Annotated in this window: 18 protein-coding genes; 15 read left to right on the top strand and 3 right to left on the bottom strand. The window is 63.6% G+C overall.

Going from position 1 to position 17,744, the window contains the following annotated elements; genetic code table 11:
- Positions 1-69: 69 nt before the first annotated feature.
- Positions 70-1,398, bottom strand: coding sequence for a 30S ribosomal protein S12 methylthiotransferase RimO (gene rimO / locus AB5Y81_RS07245; protein ID WP_279484643.1), 1,329 nt, complete (start codon positions 1,396-1,398; stop codon positions 70-72).
- Positions 1,399-1,668: 270 nt separating this feature from the next.
- On the opposite strand from rimO, the gene AB5Y81_RS07240 reads away from it, so the two are divergent.
- On the top strand, positions 1,669-2,760 hold the full coding sequence (locus tag AB5Y81_RS07240) for an HD-GYP domain-containing protein (protein ID WP_139725475.1): 1,092 nt from the start codon (positions 1,669-1,671) through the stop codon (positions 2,758-2,760).
- 213 nt (positions 2,761-2,973) lie between these two features.
- On the opposite strand, the gene AB5Y81_RS07235 is transcribed toward AB5Y81_RS07240, so the two are convergent.
- On the bottom strand, positions 2,974-3,495 hold the full coding sequence (locus AB5Y81_RS07235; protein WP_206865583.1) for a NifB/NifX family molybdenum-iron cluster-binding protein: 522 nt from the start codon (positions 3,493-3,495) through the stop codon (positions 2,974-2,976).
- On the bottom strand, positions 3,495-3,800 hold the full coding sequence (locus AB5Y81_RS07230) for a DUF134 domain-containing protein (protein WP_206865582.1): 306 nt from the start codon (positions 3,798-3,800) through the stop codon (positions 3,495-3,497). Before AB5Y81_RS07230 ends, AB5Y81_RS07235 begins: the two co-directional genes overlap by 1 nt.
- A 192-nt stretch (positions 3,801-3,992) precedes the next feature.
- On the opposite strand from AB5Y81_RS07230, the gene AB5Y81_RS07225 reads away from it, so the two are divergent.
- From AB5Y81_RS07225 to AB5Y81_RS07160, 14 genes are all read left to right on the top strand, one after another.
- Positions 3,993-4,361 carry a helix-turn-helix transcriptional regulator gene (locus AB5Y81_RS07225; RefSeq protein ID WP_005298747.1) on the top strand — a complete coding sequence of 123 codons (369 nt, stop codon included), beginning with the start codon at positions 3,993-3,995 and terminating at the stop codon, positions 4,359-4,361.
- Positions 4,362-4,365: 4 nt separating this feature from the next.
- On the top strand, positions 4,366-4,734 hold the full coding sequence (gene arsD / locus AB5Y81_RS07220) for an arsenite efflux transporter metallochaperone ArsD (RefSeq protein ID WP_279484641.1): 369 nt from the start codon (positions 4,366-4,368) through the stop codon (positions 4,732-4,734).
- A gap of 39 nt (positions 4,735-4,773) precedes the next feature.
- Positions 4,774-6,537 (top strand): arsenical pump-driving ATPase, encoded by a 1,764-nt coding sequence (gene arsA / locus AB5Y81_RS07215; RefSeq protein ID WP_279484640.1) that lies wholly within the window; start codon positions 4,774-4,776, stop codon positions 6,535-6,537.
- Positions 6,538-6,638: 101 nt separating this feature from the next.
- Positions 6,639-7,703: an ACR3 family arsenite efflux transporter gene (arsB, locus tag AB5Y81_RS07210; RefSeq protein WP_017778748.1), complete on the top strand. Its 1,065-nt coding sequence runs from the start codon at positions 6,639-6,641 to the stop codon at positions 7,701-7,703.
- Between the two features lie 63 nt (positions 7,704-7,766).
- Complete coding sequence (arsC, locus tag AB5Y81_RS07205; protein WP_026141739.1) at positions 7,767-8,192, top strand: glutaredoxin-dependent arsenate reductase; 426 nt, start codon at positions 7,767-7,769, stop codon at positions 8,190-8,192.
- Between the two features lie 112 nt (positions 8,193-8,304).
- Positions 8,305-9,081: a hypothetical protein gene (locus AB5Y81_RS07200; protein WP_010634629.1), complete on the top strand. Its 777-nt coding sequence runs from the start codon at positions 8,305-8,307 to the stop codon at positions 9,079-9,081.
- Between the two features lie 148 nt (positions 9,082-9,229).
- Positions 9,230-9,619, top strand: a complete 390-nt coding sequence (locus AB5Y81_RS07195; protein ID WP_024942923.1) for a hypothetical protein — start codon at positions 9,230-9,232, stop codon at positions 9,617-9,619.
- A 117-nt stretch (positions 9,620-9,736) separates the two neighbouring features.
- Positions 9,737-10,054: a flagellar hook-basal body complex protein FliE gene (gene fliE, locus AB5Y81_RS07190; protein ID WP_005298759.1), complete on the top strand. Its 318-nt coding sequence runs from the start codon at positions 9,737-9,739 to the stop codon at positions 10,052-10,054.
- A 55-nt stretch (positions 10,055-10,109) separates the two neighbouring features.
- Positions 10,110-11,822, top strand: coding sequence for a flagellar basal-body MS-ring/collar protein FliF (gene fliF / locus AB5Y81_RS07185; RefSeq protein WP_005298761.1), 1,713 nt, complete (start codon positions 10,110-10,112; stop codon positions 11,820-11,822).
- Positions 11,815-12,876 (top strand): flagellar motor switch protein FliG, encoded by a 1,062-nt coding sequence (gene fliG, locus AB5Y81_RS07180; protein WP_005298762.1) that lies wholly within the window; start codon positions 11,815-11,817, stop codon positions 12,874-12,876. Before fliF ends, fliG begins: the two co-directional genes overlap by 8 nt.
- A gap of 64 nt (positions 12,877-12,940) precedes the next feature.
- Complete coding sequence (gene fliH, locus AB5Y81_RS07175; protein WP_279484639.1) at positions 12,941-13,747, top strand: flagellar assembly protein FliH; 807 nt, start codon at positions 12,941-12,943, stop codon at positions 13,745-13,747.
- 63 nt (positions 13,748-13,810) lie between these two features.
- Positions 13,811-15,142 carry a flagellar protein export ATPase FliI gene (gene fliI, locus AB5Y81_RS07170; protein ID WP_279484638.1) on the top strand — a complete coding sequence of 444 codons (1,332 nt, stop codon included), beginning with the start codon at positions 13,811-13,813 and terminating at the stop codon, positions 15,140-15,142.
- Positions 15,143-15,167: 25 nt separating this feature from the next.
- Positions 15,168-15,608, top strand: coding sequence for a flagellar export protein FliJ (fliJ, locus tag AB5Y81_RS07165; protein WP_005298769.1), 441 nt, complete (start codon positions 15,168-15,170; stop codon positions 15,606-15,608).
- A 91-nt stretch (positions 15,609-15,699) separates the two neighbouring features.
- Positions 15,700-17,697, top strand: coding sequence for a flagellar hook-length control protein FliK (locus AB5Y81_RS07160; protein WP_279484637.1), 1,998 nt, complete (start codon positions 15,700-15,702; stop codon positions 17,695-17,697).
- The last annotated feature ends 47 nt before the right edge of the window (positions 17,698-17,744 follow it).

Genomic DNA, 17,744 nt, shown 5'->3' with positions numbered 1-17,744 from the left:
GGGCGGCGCAGGCACCAACAAAAAAGCCAGTCAGGGGCTGACTGGCTTTTTATTGGTGCTTATCGGGGATCAGTCGATGAGACTGGCCCACAGGTCGTACTCGTCCGCTTCGTCGATGCGGACCTTGACCATGTCGCCGGGCTTGAGGCCGGTTTCACCGTTCAGGTAGACCAGACCGTCGATCTCGGGGGCATCGGCGGCGGAGCGGCCGGTGGCACCCTCTTCGTCCACCTCGTCGATCAGCACCAGCATCTCTTTGCCGACCTTGCGGGCCAGCTTGCGGATGGAGACCTGCTGTTGCAGCTCCATGAAGCGCTGGAAGCGCTCTTCCTGCACCTCGGCCGGCACCGGATCCGGCAGCTCGTTGGCCTTGGCGCCCTCGACCGGGCTGTATTTGAAGCAGCCGACCCGATCCAGTTCCGCCTTGTCGATGAAGTCCAGCAGCATCTGGAACTCTTCTTCGGTCTCGCCGGGGAAGCCGACGATGAAGGTGGAGCGCAGGGTGATCTCGGGGCAGATCTCGCGCCACTTCTGGATCCGCTCCAGGGTGCGCTCGACGGAGCCGGGACGCTTCATCAGTTTCAGGATGCGCGGGCTGGCGTGCTGCAACGGGATGTCCAGGTAAGGCAGTACCTTGCCGTCGCGCATCAGCGGGATGACGTCATCCACGTGCGGGTAGGGGTAGACGTAGTGCAGGCGCACCCACATGCCGAGCTTGGCCAGCTCTTCGCACAGGGCCACCATGCTGGTCTTGACCGGCATGCCGTCGTAGAAGCCGGTACGGTGCTTGACGTCGACGCCGTAGGCGGAGGTGTCCTGGGAGATGACCAGGATCTCCTTCACGCCGGCCTCTTTCAGGCGCTTGGCCTCGGCCAGTACCTCGCCGATGGGGCGGCTCACCAGATCCCCGCGCATGGAGGGGATGATGCAGAAGGTGCAGCGGTGGTTGCAGCCTTCGGAAATCTTCAGATAGGCGTAGTGACGGGGGGTCAGCTTGACGCCCTGGGCCGGCACCAGGCTGGTGAAGGGGTTGTGGGTCGGCTTCTCCACGTATTTGTGGACGTGGCCGAGCACCTCTTCATAGGCGTGGGGGCCGGTGATCTCGAGCACCTTGGGGTGGATCTCGCGGATCTGGTTCTCTTTGGCGCCGAGGCAACCGGTGACGATCACTTTGCCGTTTTCGGCCAGGGCCTCGCCGATGGCTTCCAGCGACTCCTGTACCGCGCTGTCGATGAAGCCGCAGGTGTTGACCACCACCAGCTCCGCATCGTCATAGCTGGGCACCACGTCGTACCCTTCGGTACGCAGCTGGGTCAGGATGCGCTCGGAATCGACCAGGTTTTTGGGGCAACCCAAGGAGACGAATCCTACTTTGGGGGCCTGTTTTGTGTTGGACATCGCTCAATCACTCTTAGGTGGCTCTAGTTTTAGGGCGCGGATTTTACCGGAATGGCTAACCAAAAACTATACAGCCGGCACGCCGGAAGCGAACAATCTCTTTGCCCGGGCCACAATGGGCCGTCAAAGGAGAAAACCATGGTGGCAACAGGCCTTGCCGGCCGGTCTGCGGGGCCCTGATGTTTGTTGCTGACGCTTGAGTCAATTTGGCAGGAGAGTAAAAACAGGGGTCACTATACTCCCTGCAGGAATAGCAGAAGGACGCGCGGGATGGAGAGTTCATTTGGCGAAAAAGTGCAGAACGTGCACGCCACGCTCAGGCAGCGGTTTGACAAGTTGAGCCGGGTTGCGGTCGCCATCTATGACCAGCAGACGGACAAGCTCAAGACCTTTGCCCACAGCACGGAGGGGGGCTCGCCGCTGTTGCAGTACGAGGTGAAGCTGAGCGAGGTGCCCTCCCTGCGCTATCTGGCCGAGCGCCAGCAACCCAGGGTGCTCGATACCCTGGGCTCGCTGCAGGGGTCCCCCGCCGAGCACAGCCGCAAGCTGCTGGCGGCCGGTTATGAGTCGAGCTACACCGAGCCGCTGCTGTTCAACAGCCGGCTGTTTGGTTTTCTGTTTTGCGATGCCAGGGAGCCCGGCTACTTCGATGCAGCCATTCGCGGTGAGCTGGCGGCTTATGCCCAGATCCTGGCAGCCATCATCGCCGTTGAGTTCTTCTCCATCCAGACCCTGAACGGGGCGCTGACCACGGCGCGGGAGTTCAGCCGCTACCGGGACGAGGAGACCGCCAACCATCTGCACCGCATGTCAGCCTATTCACGGCTCATCGCCCGCGAGGTGGCAGCCCATTATCCCCTCAACGACGAGGAGGTGGAGTTCATCCATCTCTTCTCCGAGCTGCACGACATCGGCAAGATTGCGGTGCCGGACGCCATCCTGCTCAAACCGGGCAAGCTGACCCCGGAGGAGTACGCAGTGATGAAGATCCACCCGCTCAAGGGACGGGAGATGATCGCCCTGATGATCAAGGAGTTTGGTCTGGACGGCATCCATCACACCGACATGCTCAAGAACATCATTGCCTACCATCATGAGCGTTTCGACGGCCAGGGCTACCCGGAGGGGCTGGCGGGGCAGGCGATCCCGCTGGAGGCCCGCATCGTCACGGTGGCGGATGTGTTCGACGCGCTCACCAGCGAGCGTCCCTACAAGCAGGCCTGGCCGTTCGAGACGGCCTTCGAGTACCTCAAGACCCATGCAGGCAGCCAGTTCGACCCCGTCTGTGTCGCGTCGGCGTTGCGCAGCAAGGAGGCGTTTCGCGCCATCCATCAGCAGTATCGGGATCCGGCCATAACTTGACCTCTTGTTCACGCTCTCGGTGCTAGGGTCGGCTTGCCTACCGGGGTGAATGCCTGGGGGCGGGCTCTGCAATTTGATAGAGATGCTCGGAGCAAGCGCTTGCGCAGCCACAAGGCCGGTCGCTAGTGCCCTGGCGCTCTGCCGCTAGCCGGGTTTGGCGCCACCAGAGCAGGGCGCTCATGGCCAGGATCAATGCGAAGGAGGCCAGCATGCTCAGCAGCAGGTGTGACATGATTTGTCCCCCTGTTGATGATTGCAGCCGCACTGCTCCGCCTGGTGACAACCACTTTCCCTACCGATCTGTTTTTCCTTGCGGCCGTTGCAGGATGGCTGGATCCCCTTGATAAGACTTCCGGCCTTGCTGGCCTTGCGGCGTGACGGACTGCCCTGGCTGGCGTCGGTCAGCGGCTGAAGGTGGGCAGCAGACAGATCAAGGTGCGCCGAGCGGTACTGCCATACCGATATCCCGGCATCGAGCAGTCGGCCCAGCATGTGCTCACCGATGTTTCGCACCAGCACCTGAGTGACGGCATGGGCCTGTAGCGTCGCCAGCAGGGCCTGTTTGCCACGGCAACCCTCACCGTTGGCTGGGTTGGACATGGTCGCGAGCACCTCGCCGGCTGGACTGACAATCTGCAGTTGCTCAGCCCGGCTGACGTGGGCGGATGGCCGGCCCCGGCTCAACAGGATGGCATGGTTGCCTGGCACGGCTGCTGTATTCACGTTCTGGTTCATTACGCGGTTTCTCCACCGGGTTGCGGGACGTCGGTTTGCATCAACAGGGCCTTACCTGAGCTCAGGCACTCCACCACCTTGTAGCGGGCGCGCTTGAGGGTATTGGCCAAGGTCTGGCGAGAAACGCCCATGAGTCGGGCGGCCTCCTGTTGCTGCATGCCCTCCAGATCCACCAGGCGCAGCGCCTCAAACTCATCGGCGGCGAGGGCCACCTGCTCCAGTTCATGCATGGGGACACCATTGGGCTTGAAGCAGCTGTTGGCGGGGCGCCCGCAGATACGACGGGCTATTTTCGGTCTCGGCATAACGACTCCTAATTTGCATATGCCACATATACGCCGCATAAATGGCATATGCAAATTAAAGAAAAATGTAATTGAAAGGCATGATCTTGTTGAGAGGGAGGTTGCGGCTTCACGAGCAGAGCTGGCGGCAACTTGATCATTTCAATGATTCTTGTATAGTTGAAATAAAGGCGCATCCAACGAGAGACAAACATGAACAAAGAGACGGCCACCAAGGTCTTTGAATCGCTGGCATCCGGGATCCGGCTCGATGTGTGGCGGCTGCTGGTCAAGGCGGGACTGGATGGGCGGGTCGCGGGCGAGCTGGCCGGCGAGCTCGACATCGCCCCCAACACTCTGTCGTTTCATCTCAAGGCGATGCTCAATGCCGGCCTCTTGTCGGTGGAGCAGGAGGGGCGCTTCCTGCGCTACCGCGCCAATATCCCCTTGATGCTGGACCTTATCGGCTATCTCACCGAGGAGTGTTGCGCCGGCCATCCGGAGGCGTGCGGCATGATGCGCGCCGAGTCTACTTGCTCACCCCATGTGCTGCCTGCGCAGCCCTGCTGCCACAAGGAGTAATGCCATGTCAGTCATTCAGATTTTCGACCCCGCCCTCTGCTGCGCCAGCGGCGTCTGCGGCACCGAGGTCGATCAGGCGCTGGTCACCTTTGCCGCCGATCTGGCCTGGGCCAGGGAGCAGGGCGTTGCCATCGAGCGTTTCAATCTGGCCCAGCAGCCGCTGCAGTTTGCCGAAACACCTGCGGTCAGCGCCTTTCTGACCCACGCCGGGGAGGATGGGCTGCCGCTGGTGCTGGTGGAGGGTCAGGTAGTGCTGACCGGCCGCTATCCGAGCCGCGGCGAGTTGGCCCGCTATGCCGGACTGCCCGCGCCGCAGGCCACCATCAAGGGCATAGTGAAAGCGGCCTGCCGTCCTGGTAGCGGTTGCTGCTAAGACATTGATATTACAAGCCATGTCGTAACGGGAGAGGCTATGTATCACTTTCTGACCAATCCGCCGCCGTTTCTCTTTTTCACCGGCAAGGGCGGGGTGGGCAAGACCTCGCTGGCCTGCGCCAGTGCGGTGGCCCTCTGTGACGCCGGCAAACGGGTGCTGCTGGTGAGCACGGATCCCGCCTCCAACGTGGGGCAGGTGTTTGCCACCGACATAGGCAATCGCATCACCGCCATCGCCGCTGTGCCCGGTTTGTCGGCGCTGGAGATAGATCCCCCCGCGGCGGCCAAAGCCTATCGGGAGCGGATCGTCGGCCCGGTGCGCGGCAAGCTGCCCGAGCGAGTGGTGCGCAGCATCGAGGAGCAGCTCTCCGGCGCCTGTACCACCGAGATCGCCGCCTTTGACGAGTTCACCGCCCTGCTCACCGACCCGGCGCTGCGCTCGGAGTACGACCATATCCTCTTCGACACCGCCCCCACCGGCCACACCATCCGCCTGTTGCAGCTGCCGGGGGCCTGGAGCGAATTTCTGGCGCAGGGCAAGGGGGATGCCTCCTGCCTGGGCCCGCTGGCGGGGCTGGAGAAACAGCGCAGCCAGTATGCCGAGGCCGTCGCGGCGCTGGCCGACGGCGTGCGCACCCGGCTGATGCTGGTGGCGCGCGCCCAGCATTCCACCCTGCGGGAAGTGGCCCGCACCCACGAGGAGCTGGCGGCCATCGGCCTGGCGAACCAGCAGTTGGTGATCAATGGCTTCTTCCCCGAGGACGCTATTGCCGGTGACACGCTGGCGCAGGCCATCTGGCGGCGTGAGCAGCAGGCCCTCGCCGATATGCCGCAGGGAATAAAGGGGCTGGTCCGGGATCAGGTGCCGCTGCTGGCCACCAACCTGGTGGGGCTCGACAGTTTGCGCCAGCTGCTGCAACCACAGGATGCTGGTGGGCAGGCATCGCTGGCAACGTCAGCCCATCTGCCAGTCCAGCCCGAGTTGAGTTCGCTGGTGGACGAACTGGCCGCCGACGGTCACGGCCTCATCATGCTGATGGGCAAGGGCGGGGTGGGTAAAACCACCCTGGCCGCTGCGGTAGCGGTGGAGCTGGCAAGCCGCGGCCTGCCGGTTCACCTCACCACCTCGGATCCGGCCGCGCACCTCGGCGAGACGCTGGCAGGCAGTCTGCCCCATCTCGAGGTGAGCCGCATCGACCCCCGTGCCGAAACCGAGCGTTACCGCGCCCAGGTGCTGGCCAGCAAGGGGGCGGCACTGGACGAGCAGGGGCGGGCGCTGCTGGAGGAGGACTTGCGCTCCCCCTGTACCGAGGAGATCGCCGTGTTTCAGGCCTTCTCGCGGATCATCCGCGAGGCGGGCAAGCGCTTCGTGGTGATGGATACTGCCCCCACCGGCCACACCCTGCTGCTGCTCGACGCCACCGGCGCCTACCACAGGGAGATCGCCCGCCAGATGGGAAGCAAGGGGCTGCACTTCACCACCCCCATGATGCAGTTGCAGGACCCCAAGCAGACCAAGGTGCTGATCGTCACCCTGCCTGAGCCCACCCCGGTGCAGGAGGCGGCCAATCTGCAAGCCGATCTGCGCCGCGCCGGCATCGAGCCCTGGGCCTGGCTTATCAACCACAGTCTGCAGCAAGCCGCGGTCAGCTCGCCGCTGCTGCAACTGCGGGCCGAGCGCCAGTTGCCCCATGTCGAGGCGGTCGAGCAGCAACACGCCAGCCGCTACGCCGTGGTGCCGCTGCTTGCCGAGGAGCCGGTGGGGGCGGATGCCCTGCGCCGCCTCTGTCAGCACCACTGAGCAGTCAGCATCACTGAACAAGGGCCCCGGCCGCGTGGCCGGGGCGGATGAACATTTGTCGTTAACTAAAGAGATGCGGGATGACCGCATCGGGAGCCCTCATGTCTGCAACCTGTGATGCCAAGAGCCAACCGGCGATTGGCTTTTTTGAACGTTACCTCACCGCCTGGGTGGCCCTCTGCATTCTGGTGGGGATTGGGCTAGGGCAGGGCCTGCCTGAACTCTTCAAAGCCATCGGCGCCATGGAGGTGGCCAAGGTCAACCTGCCGGTGGGGCTGCTTATCTGGGTGATGATCATCCCCATGCTGCTCAAAATAGACTTCGGTGCCCTGCATCAGGTGAAGGGGCACCTCAAGGGGATTGGGGTCACTCTCTTCATCAACTGGCTGGTCAAGCCCTTCTCCATGGCCTTCCTCGGCTGGCTCTTCATCCGGGTGCTGTTTGCCGACTGGTTGCCGGCGGATCAGCTCGACAGCTATGTGGCGGGGCTGATCCTGCTGGCGGCGGCCCCCTGCACCGCCATGGTGTTTGTCTGGAGCCGCCTCACCAATGGCGATCCTTACTTCACCCTGTCGCAGGTGGCGGTGAACGATCTCATCATGGTGTTTGCCTTCGCTCCGCTGGTGGCGCTGCTGCTCGGGGTCTCCAGCATAGTGGTGCCCTGGGATACCCTGCTCACCTCGGTGGTGCTCTATATCGTCATCCCGGTGATCATCGCCCAGCTGCTGCGCAAGGCTTTGCTGAAAAAGGGAGAGGCCCATTTTGACGGCGTCATGACCCGCATCCAACCCTGGTCGGTGGCGGCCCTGTTGCTCACTCTGGTGCTGCTGTTCGCCTTCCAGGGCAACGCCATTATCGAGCAGCCGCTGGTCATCGCCCTGTTGGCGGTACCGATCCTGATCCAGGTGCTGTTCAACTCGGGGCTCGCTTACTGGCTCAACCGCAAGGTGGGGGAGAAGCACTCGGTGGCCTGCCCCTCCGCCCTTATCGGCGCCTCCAACTTCTTCGAGCTGGCGGTGGCCGCCGCCATCAGCCTGTTCGGCTTCCACTCCGGCGCGGCGCTCGCCACCGTGGTCGGGGTGCTGATTGAAGTGCCGGTCATGCTGCTGGTGGTGCGCATCGTCAATGCCAGCAAACCCTGGTACGAAGCGGGGCTAAGCCGTTAACAGATGGCCGCTAACCCTTTTTATCCAATGTTTTTATTCACTTAAGCCATGAGAGACATGCCAATGAGTGCAATCACCATCTATCACAATCCGGAATGTGGCACCTCCCGCAACACCCTCGAGCTTATTCGCAACAGCGGGGTTGAGCCGACCGTCATCCACTATCTGGAGACGCCCCCCTCACGCGATGAGCTGGTGGCGCTGATCGCCGCCATGGGGATGCCAGTGCGCGAGCTGCTGCGCAAGAACGTGCCCCCCTACGAGGCGCTCGCTCTGGCAGAAGATCGCTTCAGCGATGACGAACTGATCGACGCCATGCTGGCCCACCCCATCCTCATCAACCGTCCCATAGTGGTCACCCCCCTTGGCACCAGACTGTGCCGCCCCTCGGAGTTGGTGCTCGATATATTGCCCGATCAGCAAAAAGGGGCCTTCGCCAAGGAAGATGGCGAGCAGGTGGTGGACGAGCACGGCAAGCGGCTGCGTTGACAGGGAGCGGGGCCGAGCGTCACCGGCTGACCCGGAGGGTGCAGATGCACTTACCGGGTGGGCGCCGGATCTGCTACTGTGACCCTCGACTCATCACAGCGGGGGAAACAGCATGAAGATTCGATTCCTGGTGATAGCCACGGCACTGGCGCTGACCTCGGCCCCTGGCCTGGCCGACTGGGCCAAGGTGAAGGCGGCCGCGACCGAGCTTGGCAACGCGGTGAGCGACACCAGCAAGGAGGCGTGGCAGAGCGTCACCGATTTCTCCAAGGCGACCTGGGCCTCGGTCTCCCAGTGGGGCTCGGAGGCGTTCAATACCGCCGGCGCCTGGACCGACAAGAGCGTGGCCACCGGCAAGGAGTGGCTGGCGGTGGCCGACAAGAAGCTCGACGAGATGCTGGAGCCCAAGACGGCGGACGAGGCGCGCCTCGCCCTCAATACCATGGCCGACACCGCCCTGGTGCGGCTGTTCAACGAACAGCCCTCGGCCAAGCTGTTGTTTGACAAGGCATACGGCTATGCGGTGTTCGACTCGCGCAAGTTCTCCCTGATGCTGCACACCAACCAGGGGGCCGGGGTGGCCGTCAACCGTGCCACCGGCAAGCACACCTACATGAAGATGTTCGGTGCCGGGCTGGCGGCCGGGCTGGGCGGCAAGTTCTATCAGCAGGTGATCCTGTTTGAGGACAAGGCCAGGTTCGATGCCTTCGTCAGCCAGGGCTGGGAGGCCACCTCCGAGGTGGGTGCCGTGGCGGGCAAGGAGAGCGCCGAGTTGACCGCCAAGTACAACGGCGGCATGGCCATCTACCAGATCGGCGAAAAGGGGCTGCTGCTGGACGCCAATATCTCGGGCTCCAAGTACTGGGTGGACAAGGATCTGACCCGCTGATTGAGCAGAGGGTGAGCAACCGCCAGTTTTTCTTCACACGGCGCGGATTGCCGTCTGTTTAATTGGTGCGAATTACAGTAAAAAGAGGGCCTTAGGCCCTCTTTTTTATGGGCGCAGCCAGGTTCGTCAGCAAGACAAGGAGAGTGGCATGACACAAGCATCAGCACAGGACGGGGCGGATGGAGCCCTGCGTCGGGAGTGGGACAAGCAGAGCATCTATCTGCGCCTGCAGGAGGGGATCCCCACGGCCTTCTGGGTCAGCGGGGATCTGGTCTCCCCCCTCGAGCCCGGCGCCGAGGGGGCGGCATACCAGGGCCACTTCGGCTGGGGGCGTGCCGACGAGGCGACCATGGCCCTGGCGCAGGCCATCGTCGCCAGGCTGGTGGCGGTAGGACTGGTTCCCCCCGAGCTGGCGGCGAGCCGCGCGGGCTACCTGCATGACGAGGTGCTGGTCAAGCTGCCCGCCGGGGAGCACTACGATCTCCACCTGAGCTATCTGAGGTTGTTGCTGGGGGAGGGGGCAGTGCCGCGCCCCTGAGGGGCCGGCCCATCATCCGGCGACCATAAGAACCCCAGCTTCGAGGGTACTTCTCCCTAATTGGCACTCTTATTGCTTGGTGCCTGTCAGTGTCAATGATTTGTCTGGGGATGAAATATGGAAATCAGTGCAAGCAGCCTGATGCAAGAGATGCAGGCCCTCAAGGTGGAAGCCGGCGCCACGCCGCTCACCCAGCCTGGCCGTCAGGTCAGCTCCGATTTTGGTCAACTGCTGCAGCAGGCCCTTGGCAACGTCAACGAGCTGCAAGGGGCCGCCAACGATCTGCGCACCCGTTTCGACATGGGCGACAACTCGGTCGACCTGTCCGAAGTGATGATCGCCGGACAAAAATCCTCCATCGCCTTCGAGGCGACGGTGCAGGTGCGCAACAAGATGGTCGATGCCTACAAGACCATCATGAACATGCCGGTGTAACTCAGGCCCATGGCGACTGAGCATCATGAACATGTCAGCAATAAGGACATAAATCGTGGCTACTGATCAAAACGGCGAACTGCTGATGAACGATGAGGGCACCGCCGCCCTCGATGAGAATGAGCAGAAGAGTTCGGCACTCGGCTTCCTCTCCAACACGGACGTGCTGCGCCAGATCACCCTGATCCTGGGGCTGGCCATCTGTCTGGCCATCGCCGTTTTCATCCTGTTGTGGGGCAAGGAGCCGGACATGCGTCCCCTTGGCACCTACACCACCCAGGAGCTGGTCAAGACCCTCGACTTCCTCGATCAGCAAAAGATCCCCTATCAGGTGGATGGCAAGAGCGTGCTGGTCAATGCCGAAAACTTCTCCAACATCCGGCTGGCGCTGACCCGTGCCGGTCTGGCCAACGCCACTGACGCCAGCACCGATGGGGAAGACATTCTGCTCAAGGACTCCAGCTTCGGGGTCAGCCAGCGGATGGAGAGCGAACGGCTCAAGCTGAGCCGCGAGCGCCAGCTGGCCAGCGCTATCGAACAGTTCCAGAACGTGGCCAAGGCCCAGGTGCTGCTGGCCATCCCCAAAGACAACGTGTTTGCCCGCAACGAACGCAAGCCCAGCGCCACCGTGGTGCTGAGCCTCAAGGGCAATGCCCTCGGTCAGGGGGAAGTGGACTCCATCGTCGACATGGTGGCCTCCGCCGTGCACGGTCTGGAGCCGACCCGCGTCACCGTGACCGACCAGAACGGCCGCCTGCTCAACTCCGGCTCCCAGGATCCCGTCTCTGCCCAGACTCGCAAGGAGTTTGCGATGCAGCAGAAGCAGGAGCTGGAATACAAACAAAAAATTGACGCCATCCTGATCCCGGTGCTCGGCGCCGACAATTATACGGCGGAGGTCGACCTCTCCCTCGACTTCTCCCAGCAGGAGCAGACCCGCAAGACCTACAACCCGGACCTGCCGGCGGTGCGCTCCGAAATGACCATGGAAGAGAACAGCGCCAACGGCAGCAACGGTGGCGTGCCCGGCGCGCTCTCCAACCAGCCGCCCGCCGCCTCCAACATTCCGCAGCAGGCGACCGGCCCCAACGCCGAAACCACCGCGTCCTCTTCCGGCCGCTCCCGCAAGGAGGCGACCCGCAACTTCGAACTGGATACCACCGTCAGCCATATCCGGCGCCAGATGGGTGGCATTCGCCGCATGACCGTCTCGGTGGCGGTGGACTACAAGTCGGCCACTGCCGCCGATGGCAAGGTGAGCCGCGAGCCGCGCACCCAGGCCGAACTCGATACCCTGCGTCGTCTGCTGAGCGGCGGCCTTGGCTTTGATGTGACCCGTGGTGATACTCTGGAGGTGGTCGCCATCCCGTTCAACCGGCCCGAGCTTGAAAACGTAGCCGAGGCGCCGCTCTACGAGCAGCCCTGGTTCTGGCGCGCGGTGCGCATCGCCGCCTCCGTGCTGGTCATCATAGTGCTGATCGTCACCGTGGTGCGCCCCATGCTCAAGCGCCTGCTCTATCCGGATGCCAAGCCGGAAGGGGAACTGGATTTCGACAACCACACCGTGCTGGGTGGGGATGACGAGCTCAGTCTGCTGGCGGCTCAGGCCGAAGCCGAGCCGGTGTTCGGGGTACGTGACGGCCATCTGAAACTGCCGGATCTGCACCGTGACGAAGACTTGCTCAAGGCGGTACGTGCCCTGGTGGCGAACGAACCGGATCTGGCCGCACAGGTCATTAAAGAATGGGTAGCGAACAAAGATGGCTGACGAAAACAAGACACAGGTCACCGGCAATGACATCACCGACAGTCAGCGCCAGATCCTGGATCAGATGAGCGGCATGGAGATGGCGGCGGTATTGATGCTGAGCCTCAACGAAGAGGACGCCGCCCAGATCTTCCGCCATCTCGAGCCCAAGCAGGTGCAGCGGCTCGGCATGTCGATGGCCTCCATGTCGGATTTCAGTCACGACCGGGTGGCGGCGGTCCACCGTCAATTCATCGACGACATCCAGAAGTACACCAATATCGGTATCGGCAGCGAAGACTTCGTGCGCAAGGCCTTGGTGGCCGCCCTTGGCGAAGACAAGGCCAGCAACCTGGTGGACCAGATCATCCTGGGTTCCGGTGCCCGCGGCCTCGATTCCCTCAAGTGGATGGATGCCCGCCAGGTGGCCAGCATCATCCAGAACGAACACCCGCAGATCCAGACCATCGTCCTCTCTTATCTGGAGCCGGAGCAGTCCGCCGAGATCCTGAGCCAGTTCCCGGAGCAGGTGCGCCTGGATCTGGTGATGCGTATCGCCAACCTGGAAGAGGTGCAACCGGCTGCGCTGCAAGAGCTCAACGACATCATGGAGAAACAGTTTGCCGGTGCGGCGGGTGCCCAGGCAGCCAAGATGGGCGGCCTGAAGGCGGCGGCCAACATCATGAACTACCTCGACACCAACATCGAGGGTCAGCTGATGGACTCCATCCGCGAGTCGGACGAGGAGATGAGCCAGCAGATCCAGGATTTGATGTTCGTGTTCGAGAACCTCATCGACGTGGACGATCGCGGCATCCAGACCATGCTGCGGGAAGTGCCTGGCGATCTGCTGCAGCGTGCCCTCAAGGGCTCCGACGACCAGATGCGCGAGAAGATTTTCAAGAACATGTCCAAGCGGGCCGCCGAGATGCTGGCGGACGATCTGGAGGCCATGGGGCCGATCCGGGTCTCCGAAGTGGAAGCCGCCCAGAAGGAGATCCTCTCCATCGCCCGCCGTCTGGCGGATGCCGGCGAGATCATGCTGGGTGCCGGTGGCGGCGAGGAGTTCCTCTGATGAACGCTCGCATCGACGTGCATAGCACTCCCGGCAGCGCGATGACGAGGAGTGCGGCGGTCAGATGAACAACAACAAACTGCGCGGCTATGTCAGACCCGACGGGGACGAGAGCCAGGTTCAGACCTGGGGCTGGCCGGAGATGGAGGTCGAGGCAGAGGTCGAGACCAATGCCCTCGGGCTGACCCCGGACTGGTATCGGCAGGAGGAAGAGGTGCCGGTCGAAGAGCCGGCCGAGGAGCCGGCCCCCAGCATCACCGCCGAGGAACTGGAAGCCATTCGCCAGGCCGCCTGGGAAGAGGGGATGGCCGAGGGGCGTGAAGCCGGTTACGCCAAGGGGCTCGAGGAGGGCAAGCTGGAAGGCTTGCAGCAGGGCCATGCCGCCGGACTGGAGCAGGGCAAGGAGGAGGGGCTGGCCCTCGGCCGCGAGCTGGTGGAGCAGCAGATGAACCACTGGCAGGGGCTGATCGATCGCCTCGCCAACCCGCTCAAGGAGCTGGACAGCGCGGTGGAGCAGCAGCTCATCGCGCTGGTGATGCAGCTGGCCCGCGCCCTCATCCGTCATGAAGCCGAGACCTCGCCCAGGCTGCTGCTCGAAGCACTCAAGCAGGGGCTGGCGCTGCTGCCTGCCGCCGAGCTGGGGGTCACCCTGATGCTGCATCCGGACGATCTGGCCCGGGTCGAGCAGGCATTTGGCGCCGAGGAGTGTGCCAAGCGTCATTGGCGACTGCAAAGCGACCCCACCCTCTCCCCCGGCGATCTGCAACTGGCCACCGAGCTCTCCAGCATCGATCTGACCCTCGCCGGGCGCATCGACCAGCTGCTGCGCAACTTTCTGCGGGACAATGCCGGCCAGGATGGCCGTGGCTAGCGGCCCTGCCTGCTTGCCCAGCCTATTTTTCAACGCATTCAACACCAGCTTTCAGGAGGCCGGATGAGCGGCTCGTTACTCAATCGGTTGCAGGGGTATCGGGTACGCGATATCGCCCCTAAACCCCCGGTGGCCGGCAAGCTCACCCGGGTGGTGGGCTTGACCCTGGAGGCCATCGGCTGCCGCGCCGCCATCGGGGCACTCTGTCGCATCGAAACCCAGGATGGATCGCTTGAGGCCGAAGTGGTCGGCTTCTCCGGCGATCGCCTGTTTCTGATGCCGAGCGAACAGCTCAAGGGGGTCATTCCCGGCGCCCGGGTGGTGCCCATCACCGAGGAGCACGGCATTCCGGTCGGCATGAACCTGCTGGGTCGGGTCATCGACGGCATCGGCCAGCCGCTGGACGGGCTCGGTCCCATCCTCTCTTCCCAGACGGTGCAGTTTGCCCAGCACCGCATCAACCCGCTCTCTCGCCGTCCGATCCATCAGCCGATGGACGTGGGGGTGCGCGCCATCAACGCCGTGCTGACCGTGGGCCAGGGCCAGCGGATGGGACTGTTCGCCGGCTCCGGCGTCGGCAAATCCGTGCTGCTCGGCATGATGACCCGCGGCTCGGTGGCCGATGTGGTGGTGGTGGGGCTCATCGGCGAACGGGGCCGCGAGGTGAAGGAGTTCATCGAGGAGATCCTGGGGGAGGAGGGGCGCGAGCGCGCCGTGGTGGTGGCGGCGCCGGCCGATGCCTCGCCGCTGATGCGGCTCAAGGGGTGTGAAACGGCGTTGGCCATCGCCGAGTACTTCCGCGATCAGGGGCTCAACGTGCTGCTGCTGATGGATTCGCTCACCCGTTACGCCCAGGCCCAGCGCGAGATCGCCCTGGCGGTGGGGGAGCCACCGGCCACCAAGGGGTATCCCCCCTCGGTGTTCGCCAAATTGCCGGCGCTGGTGGAGCGGGCCGGCAACGGCAGCGACGGCCAGGGCTCCATCACGGCATTCTTCACCGTGCTGACGGAGGGGGACGATCTGCAGGATCCCATCGCCGACGCGGCGCGGGCCATCCTCGACGGCCACATAGTGCTGTCGCGCGAGCTGGCCGACTCCGGCCACTACCCGGCCATCGACATCGAGAAGTCCATCAGCCGGGTCATGCCCATGGTGACCTCGCCGGAGCACATGGAGCTGGCGCGCACCCTCAAGCAGTTCTACTCCCTCTACCAGCAGAACCGGGATCTCATCACCATCGGTGCCTACAGCCAGGGCTCCGATCCCCGCATCGACCGGGCCATCATCCAGAAACCCTATCTGGATCAGTTCTTGCAGCAGGGAATGCGCGAGGTCATTCACTACGATGCCGGCCTGCAGGCCCTGCAGCTGGTGGCCATGCCGCTGATGCGTTGACGAGAAGATGAAGGGGAGGCGTGATATGAGTAAAGGCTTGATGATGTTGTCGGAGCGGCTGGTGGAGGCTGAGCAGCAGGCCGCGCTGGCGCTGGCCAAGGCCCAGCAGGATCTGAAAATCTTCCTAGAGCAGCAGGATGCGCTCAACCAGTACCGCCAGATCTACCACCAGCAGTGGACCGACCGCGGTCTGCAGGGGATCGGTGCCCAGCAGAACAGCCAGTATCACGCCTTCATCAACAAGCTCGAGCAGGCGGCGACCCAGCAGTACGAAGGGGTACTGCAGGTGCGCCAGGCGCTGGAGCTGCGCCGTGAAGAGTGGCTGGCCGCCCAGCAGCGGCGCAAGGCGGTGGAGCTGCTGCTGGCCAAGCAGGCGGGGCGCGAGCAGCTTAAAGCCCAGCGCCAGGAGCAGAAGATGCTGGATGAGTACGCCACGCTGCGCCGTTTCCACCATTCTGGCCTGTAACTTGCTTTCTTCTTGCCATCCCGTGTGCGCCTCACTCCCTGCGGGGATCTGAGGAGAAACCCGAAGCCGAATGCCGTCAGGAATCTTCACCATGATGCAGACATTGTTAACCAATTCTTCCGCCGCACCGACAGCCGCCGCTGCCGACAAGAGTGCGGTGTTGACGGCGAGTCAGGATGGTAGCGAAGGAGCCCTGCAGAGCGACGGCAAGGGCGGCTTTTCTGAGGTGATGAACCGGGTGCAGCAGGCCGGCAAGGGCAATGCCAAAGCCGATGGCCATGTTGCCAACGCTGATGGCAAGACCGGGTCGCGGCCTGGCACCGGGCCGGAGCGTGCCGGTGCAGTGGAGAGCGACAAGCCGCTGCAGAACGCCAAGGGCGAGGCTGCCAAATCTTTGGCGAATGAAGCCGAAGAGGCCGCTGGCGCCGACGACAAGCCACAGAAGGGGAGCGATCCCGACCCCGCCCTCACCCCCAACGACTTCCTGCAGCGTCTGCAGGATGCCCTCAAACAGGACACCTCCCTGGTCGCCCCGGCGGCCATCACTCTGGTCGCCAGCGCCCCAATAGTCGAGACGGACGGCAAGATGTTGCCGCCGGATGACGCGCAGGCTGCGTCGGCCGAGGCATCGACCACCCTCACCCAGCCGCTCGCCGGCAGCGGTGACAAGCAGGGGACGACGACCAGTGCCGCCGCGCTGGCCCGTCAGGCTGCCAGCTTGCTCACGGGCGAAACAAGTACACCGGTTGATGCGAAAGCCGCACAGCCGGATGCCGTCGTGACGGATGACGCCGCCCTGACGGCTCAGTTGCAGGAAACCGGGAAAGAGGGCAGTGGCAAGGAGAGTGGCGCCAATGCCGACCAACATGCCGATAAAAATGGCAAAGATACCAAGGGGAGCAAAAGCGAGCTCTCCGCCGCCGAGCGGGCGGCCTTGCAGAGCAAGGTGCCAGCCGCTGCCGCGGTAAGCGGGCAGGATAAGGAGAACGTCCAAATCCAGGTGGAGGGTGCAGACAAGGGGGCCAAGCCTGTGGTGCCGCCCATGGCCGGCAAGGATGAGCCTGCCAAGCCTTCCCCGCTGCAGACCACCCACAGCACAGTGGCCGCTCAGCCGGGCGCAGCCAGGGCGTTTGCCGAGGGGATGAGCCGGGCCGATGGCGAGGCGAACCTGACCTCTGAAAAGGCGCAGCTGCAGAGCGTTGCCGGGGTGGATGGCCAGTCCAAACCCGCGACGGCGGCCAAGACGGAGAGCCAGCCCGCGCCTGCAGCTGGCAGCACGCCGGCGCCGGCCGCCACCCCGAGCGAGCCCGTGCTGGTGGCGCCGCAGCAAGTGCTGGCCAGCAGTGAACCCCAGGGCCCGCAAGCCTCCCTGGCCAGCCTGTCGGCCGGACTCAAGCAGATGGAAGCCACCGAGCGCAGCGACAGCGCCAGAGGCCGAAGCGAGGTCAAGGTTGACCTGAAACAGAAGGCGGCAGAGCTGGCTCGCGGCACCAGCCAGGGTAGCAGTGAGACGACCGCCACCCCGGAGAGCAGCCACAGTCAGCAGGTGCAACAGAACAGCCAGCCCCAGGTGGTCGGTCATGACAACCGGCCTGCCACCGCCGAGCTGGCTGCGCGGCGGGATCCCGCCAATCTGCCCCACCTCAAGCTGGCCGACCCGGAGGCGCCGGCCCAGTTGCACCAGAAGGTCAACCTGATGCTGGCGGACAAGCTGCAGCAGGCTGAGATCCAGCTCGACCCGCTCGGGCTTGGCAAGATGAAGATCCAGATCCAGATAGACTCCTCCAACCAGGCCAACGTGCATTTCGTGGTCCAGCATGGCCAGACCCGGGAAATGCTGGAGCAGGCCATGCCCCGGCTGCGTGATATGCTGGCAGGGCAGGGCATCCAGCTTGGCCAGACCCAGGTGCAGCAACAGCCGCAACAGCAGTCACAGGGGCAGTCTGGCTTCTCCGGTCAGGGCCAGCAGGGGCAAAAAGGCAGCGGATCTTTTGCCGAAACAGGCCAAACTGAGGCAGAGGTCACGGGCGCCGGCATGAGTTTGTCGAGGGAATCGACAAACGACCGCGGAATTGATTTCTATGCTTGATGCCAGCCCGAGTAAGTTTATGATATCGAACAAGTTTGAGACTAGGG

The organism is Aeromonas sp. s2 (genome assembly GCF_040907935.1).
GTDB classification, from domain to species: domain Bacteria; phylum Pseudomonadota; class Gammaproteobacteria; order Enterobacterales; family Aeromonadaceae; genus Aeromonas; species Aeromonas dhakensis.
The sequence above is the reverse complement of the archived record's forward strand: the minus strand, read 5'-3'. Positions and strand labels throughout refer to the sequence as shown.

What these genes read in the sequence shown, in the direction of transcription:
- fliJ (WP_005298769.1), top strand. Translation starts at nt 15,168, where the DNA reads ATGAGTAAAGGCTTGATGATGTTGTCGGAGCGGCTGGTGGAGGCTGAG.
- fliE (WP_005298759.1), top strand. Translation starts at nt 9,737, where the DNA reads ATGGAAATCAGTGCAAGCAGCCTGATGCAAGAGATGCAGGCCCTCAAG.
- fliH (WP_279484639.1), top strand. Translation starts at nt 12,941, where the DNA reads ATGAACAACAACAAACTGCGCGGCTATGTCAGACCCGACGGGGACGAG.
- fliG (WP_005298762.1), top strand. Translation starts at nt 11,815, where the DNA reads ATGGCTGACGAAAACAAGACACAGGTCACCGGCAATGACATCACCGAC.
- arsA (WP_279484640.1), top strand. Translation starts at nt 4,774, where the DNA reads ATGTATCACTTTCTGACCAATCCGCCGCCGTTTCTCTTTTTCACCGGC.
- AB5Y81_RS07225 (WP_005298747.1), top strand. Translation starts at nt 3,993, where the DNA reads ATGAACAAAGAGACGGCCACCAAGGTCTTTGAATCGCTGGCATCCGGG.
- AB5Y81_RS07230 (WP_206865582.1), bottom strand. Translation starts at nt 3,800, where the DNA reads ATGCCGAGACCGAAAATAGCCCGTCGTATCTGCGGGCGCCCCGCCAAC.
- rimO (WP_279484643.1), bottom strand. Translation starts at nt 1,398, where the DNA reads ATGTCCAACACAAAACAGGCCCCCAAAGTAGGATTCGTCTCCTTGGGT.
- AB5Y81_RS07235 (WP_206865583.1), bottom strand. Translation starts at nt 3,495, where the DNA reads ATGAACCAGAACGTGAATACAGCAGCCGTGCCAGGCAACCATGCCATC.
- arsC (WP_026141739.1), top strand. Translation starts at nt 7,767, where the DNA reads ATGAGTGCAATCACCATCTATCACAATCCGGAATGTGGCACCTCCCGC.
- AB5Y81_RS07200 (WP_010634629.1), top strand. Translation starts at nt 8,305, where the DNA reads ATGAAGATTCGATTCCTGGTGATAGCCACGGCACTGGCGCTGACCTCG.
- AB5Y81_RS07160 (WP_279484637.1), top strand. Translation starts at nt 15,700, where the DNA reads ATGATGCAGACATTGTTAACCAATTCTTCCGCCGCACCGACAGCCGCC.
- arsB (WP_017778748.1), top strand. Translation starts at nt 6,639, where the DNA reads ATGTCTGCAACCTGTGATGCCAAGAGCCAACCGGCGATTGGCTTTTTT.
- fliI (WP_279484638.1), top strand. Translation starts at nt 13,811, where the DNA reads ATGAGCGGCTCGTTACTCAATCGGTTGCAGGGGTATCGGGTACGCGAT.
- arsD (WP_279484641.1), top strand. Translation starts at nt 4,366, where the DNA reads ATGTCAGTCATTCAGATTTTCGACCCCGCCCTCTGCTGCGCCAGCGGC.
- AB5Y81_RS07195 (WP_024942923.1), top strand. Translation starts at nt 9,230, where the DNA reads ATGACACAAGCATCAGCACAGGACGGGGCGGATGGAGCCCTGCGTCGG.
- AB5Y81_RS07240 (WP_139725475.1), top strand. Translation starts at nt 1,669, where the DNA reads ATGGAGAGTTCATTTGGCGAAAAAGTGCAGAACGTGCACGCCACGCTC.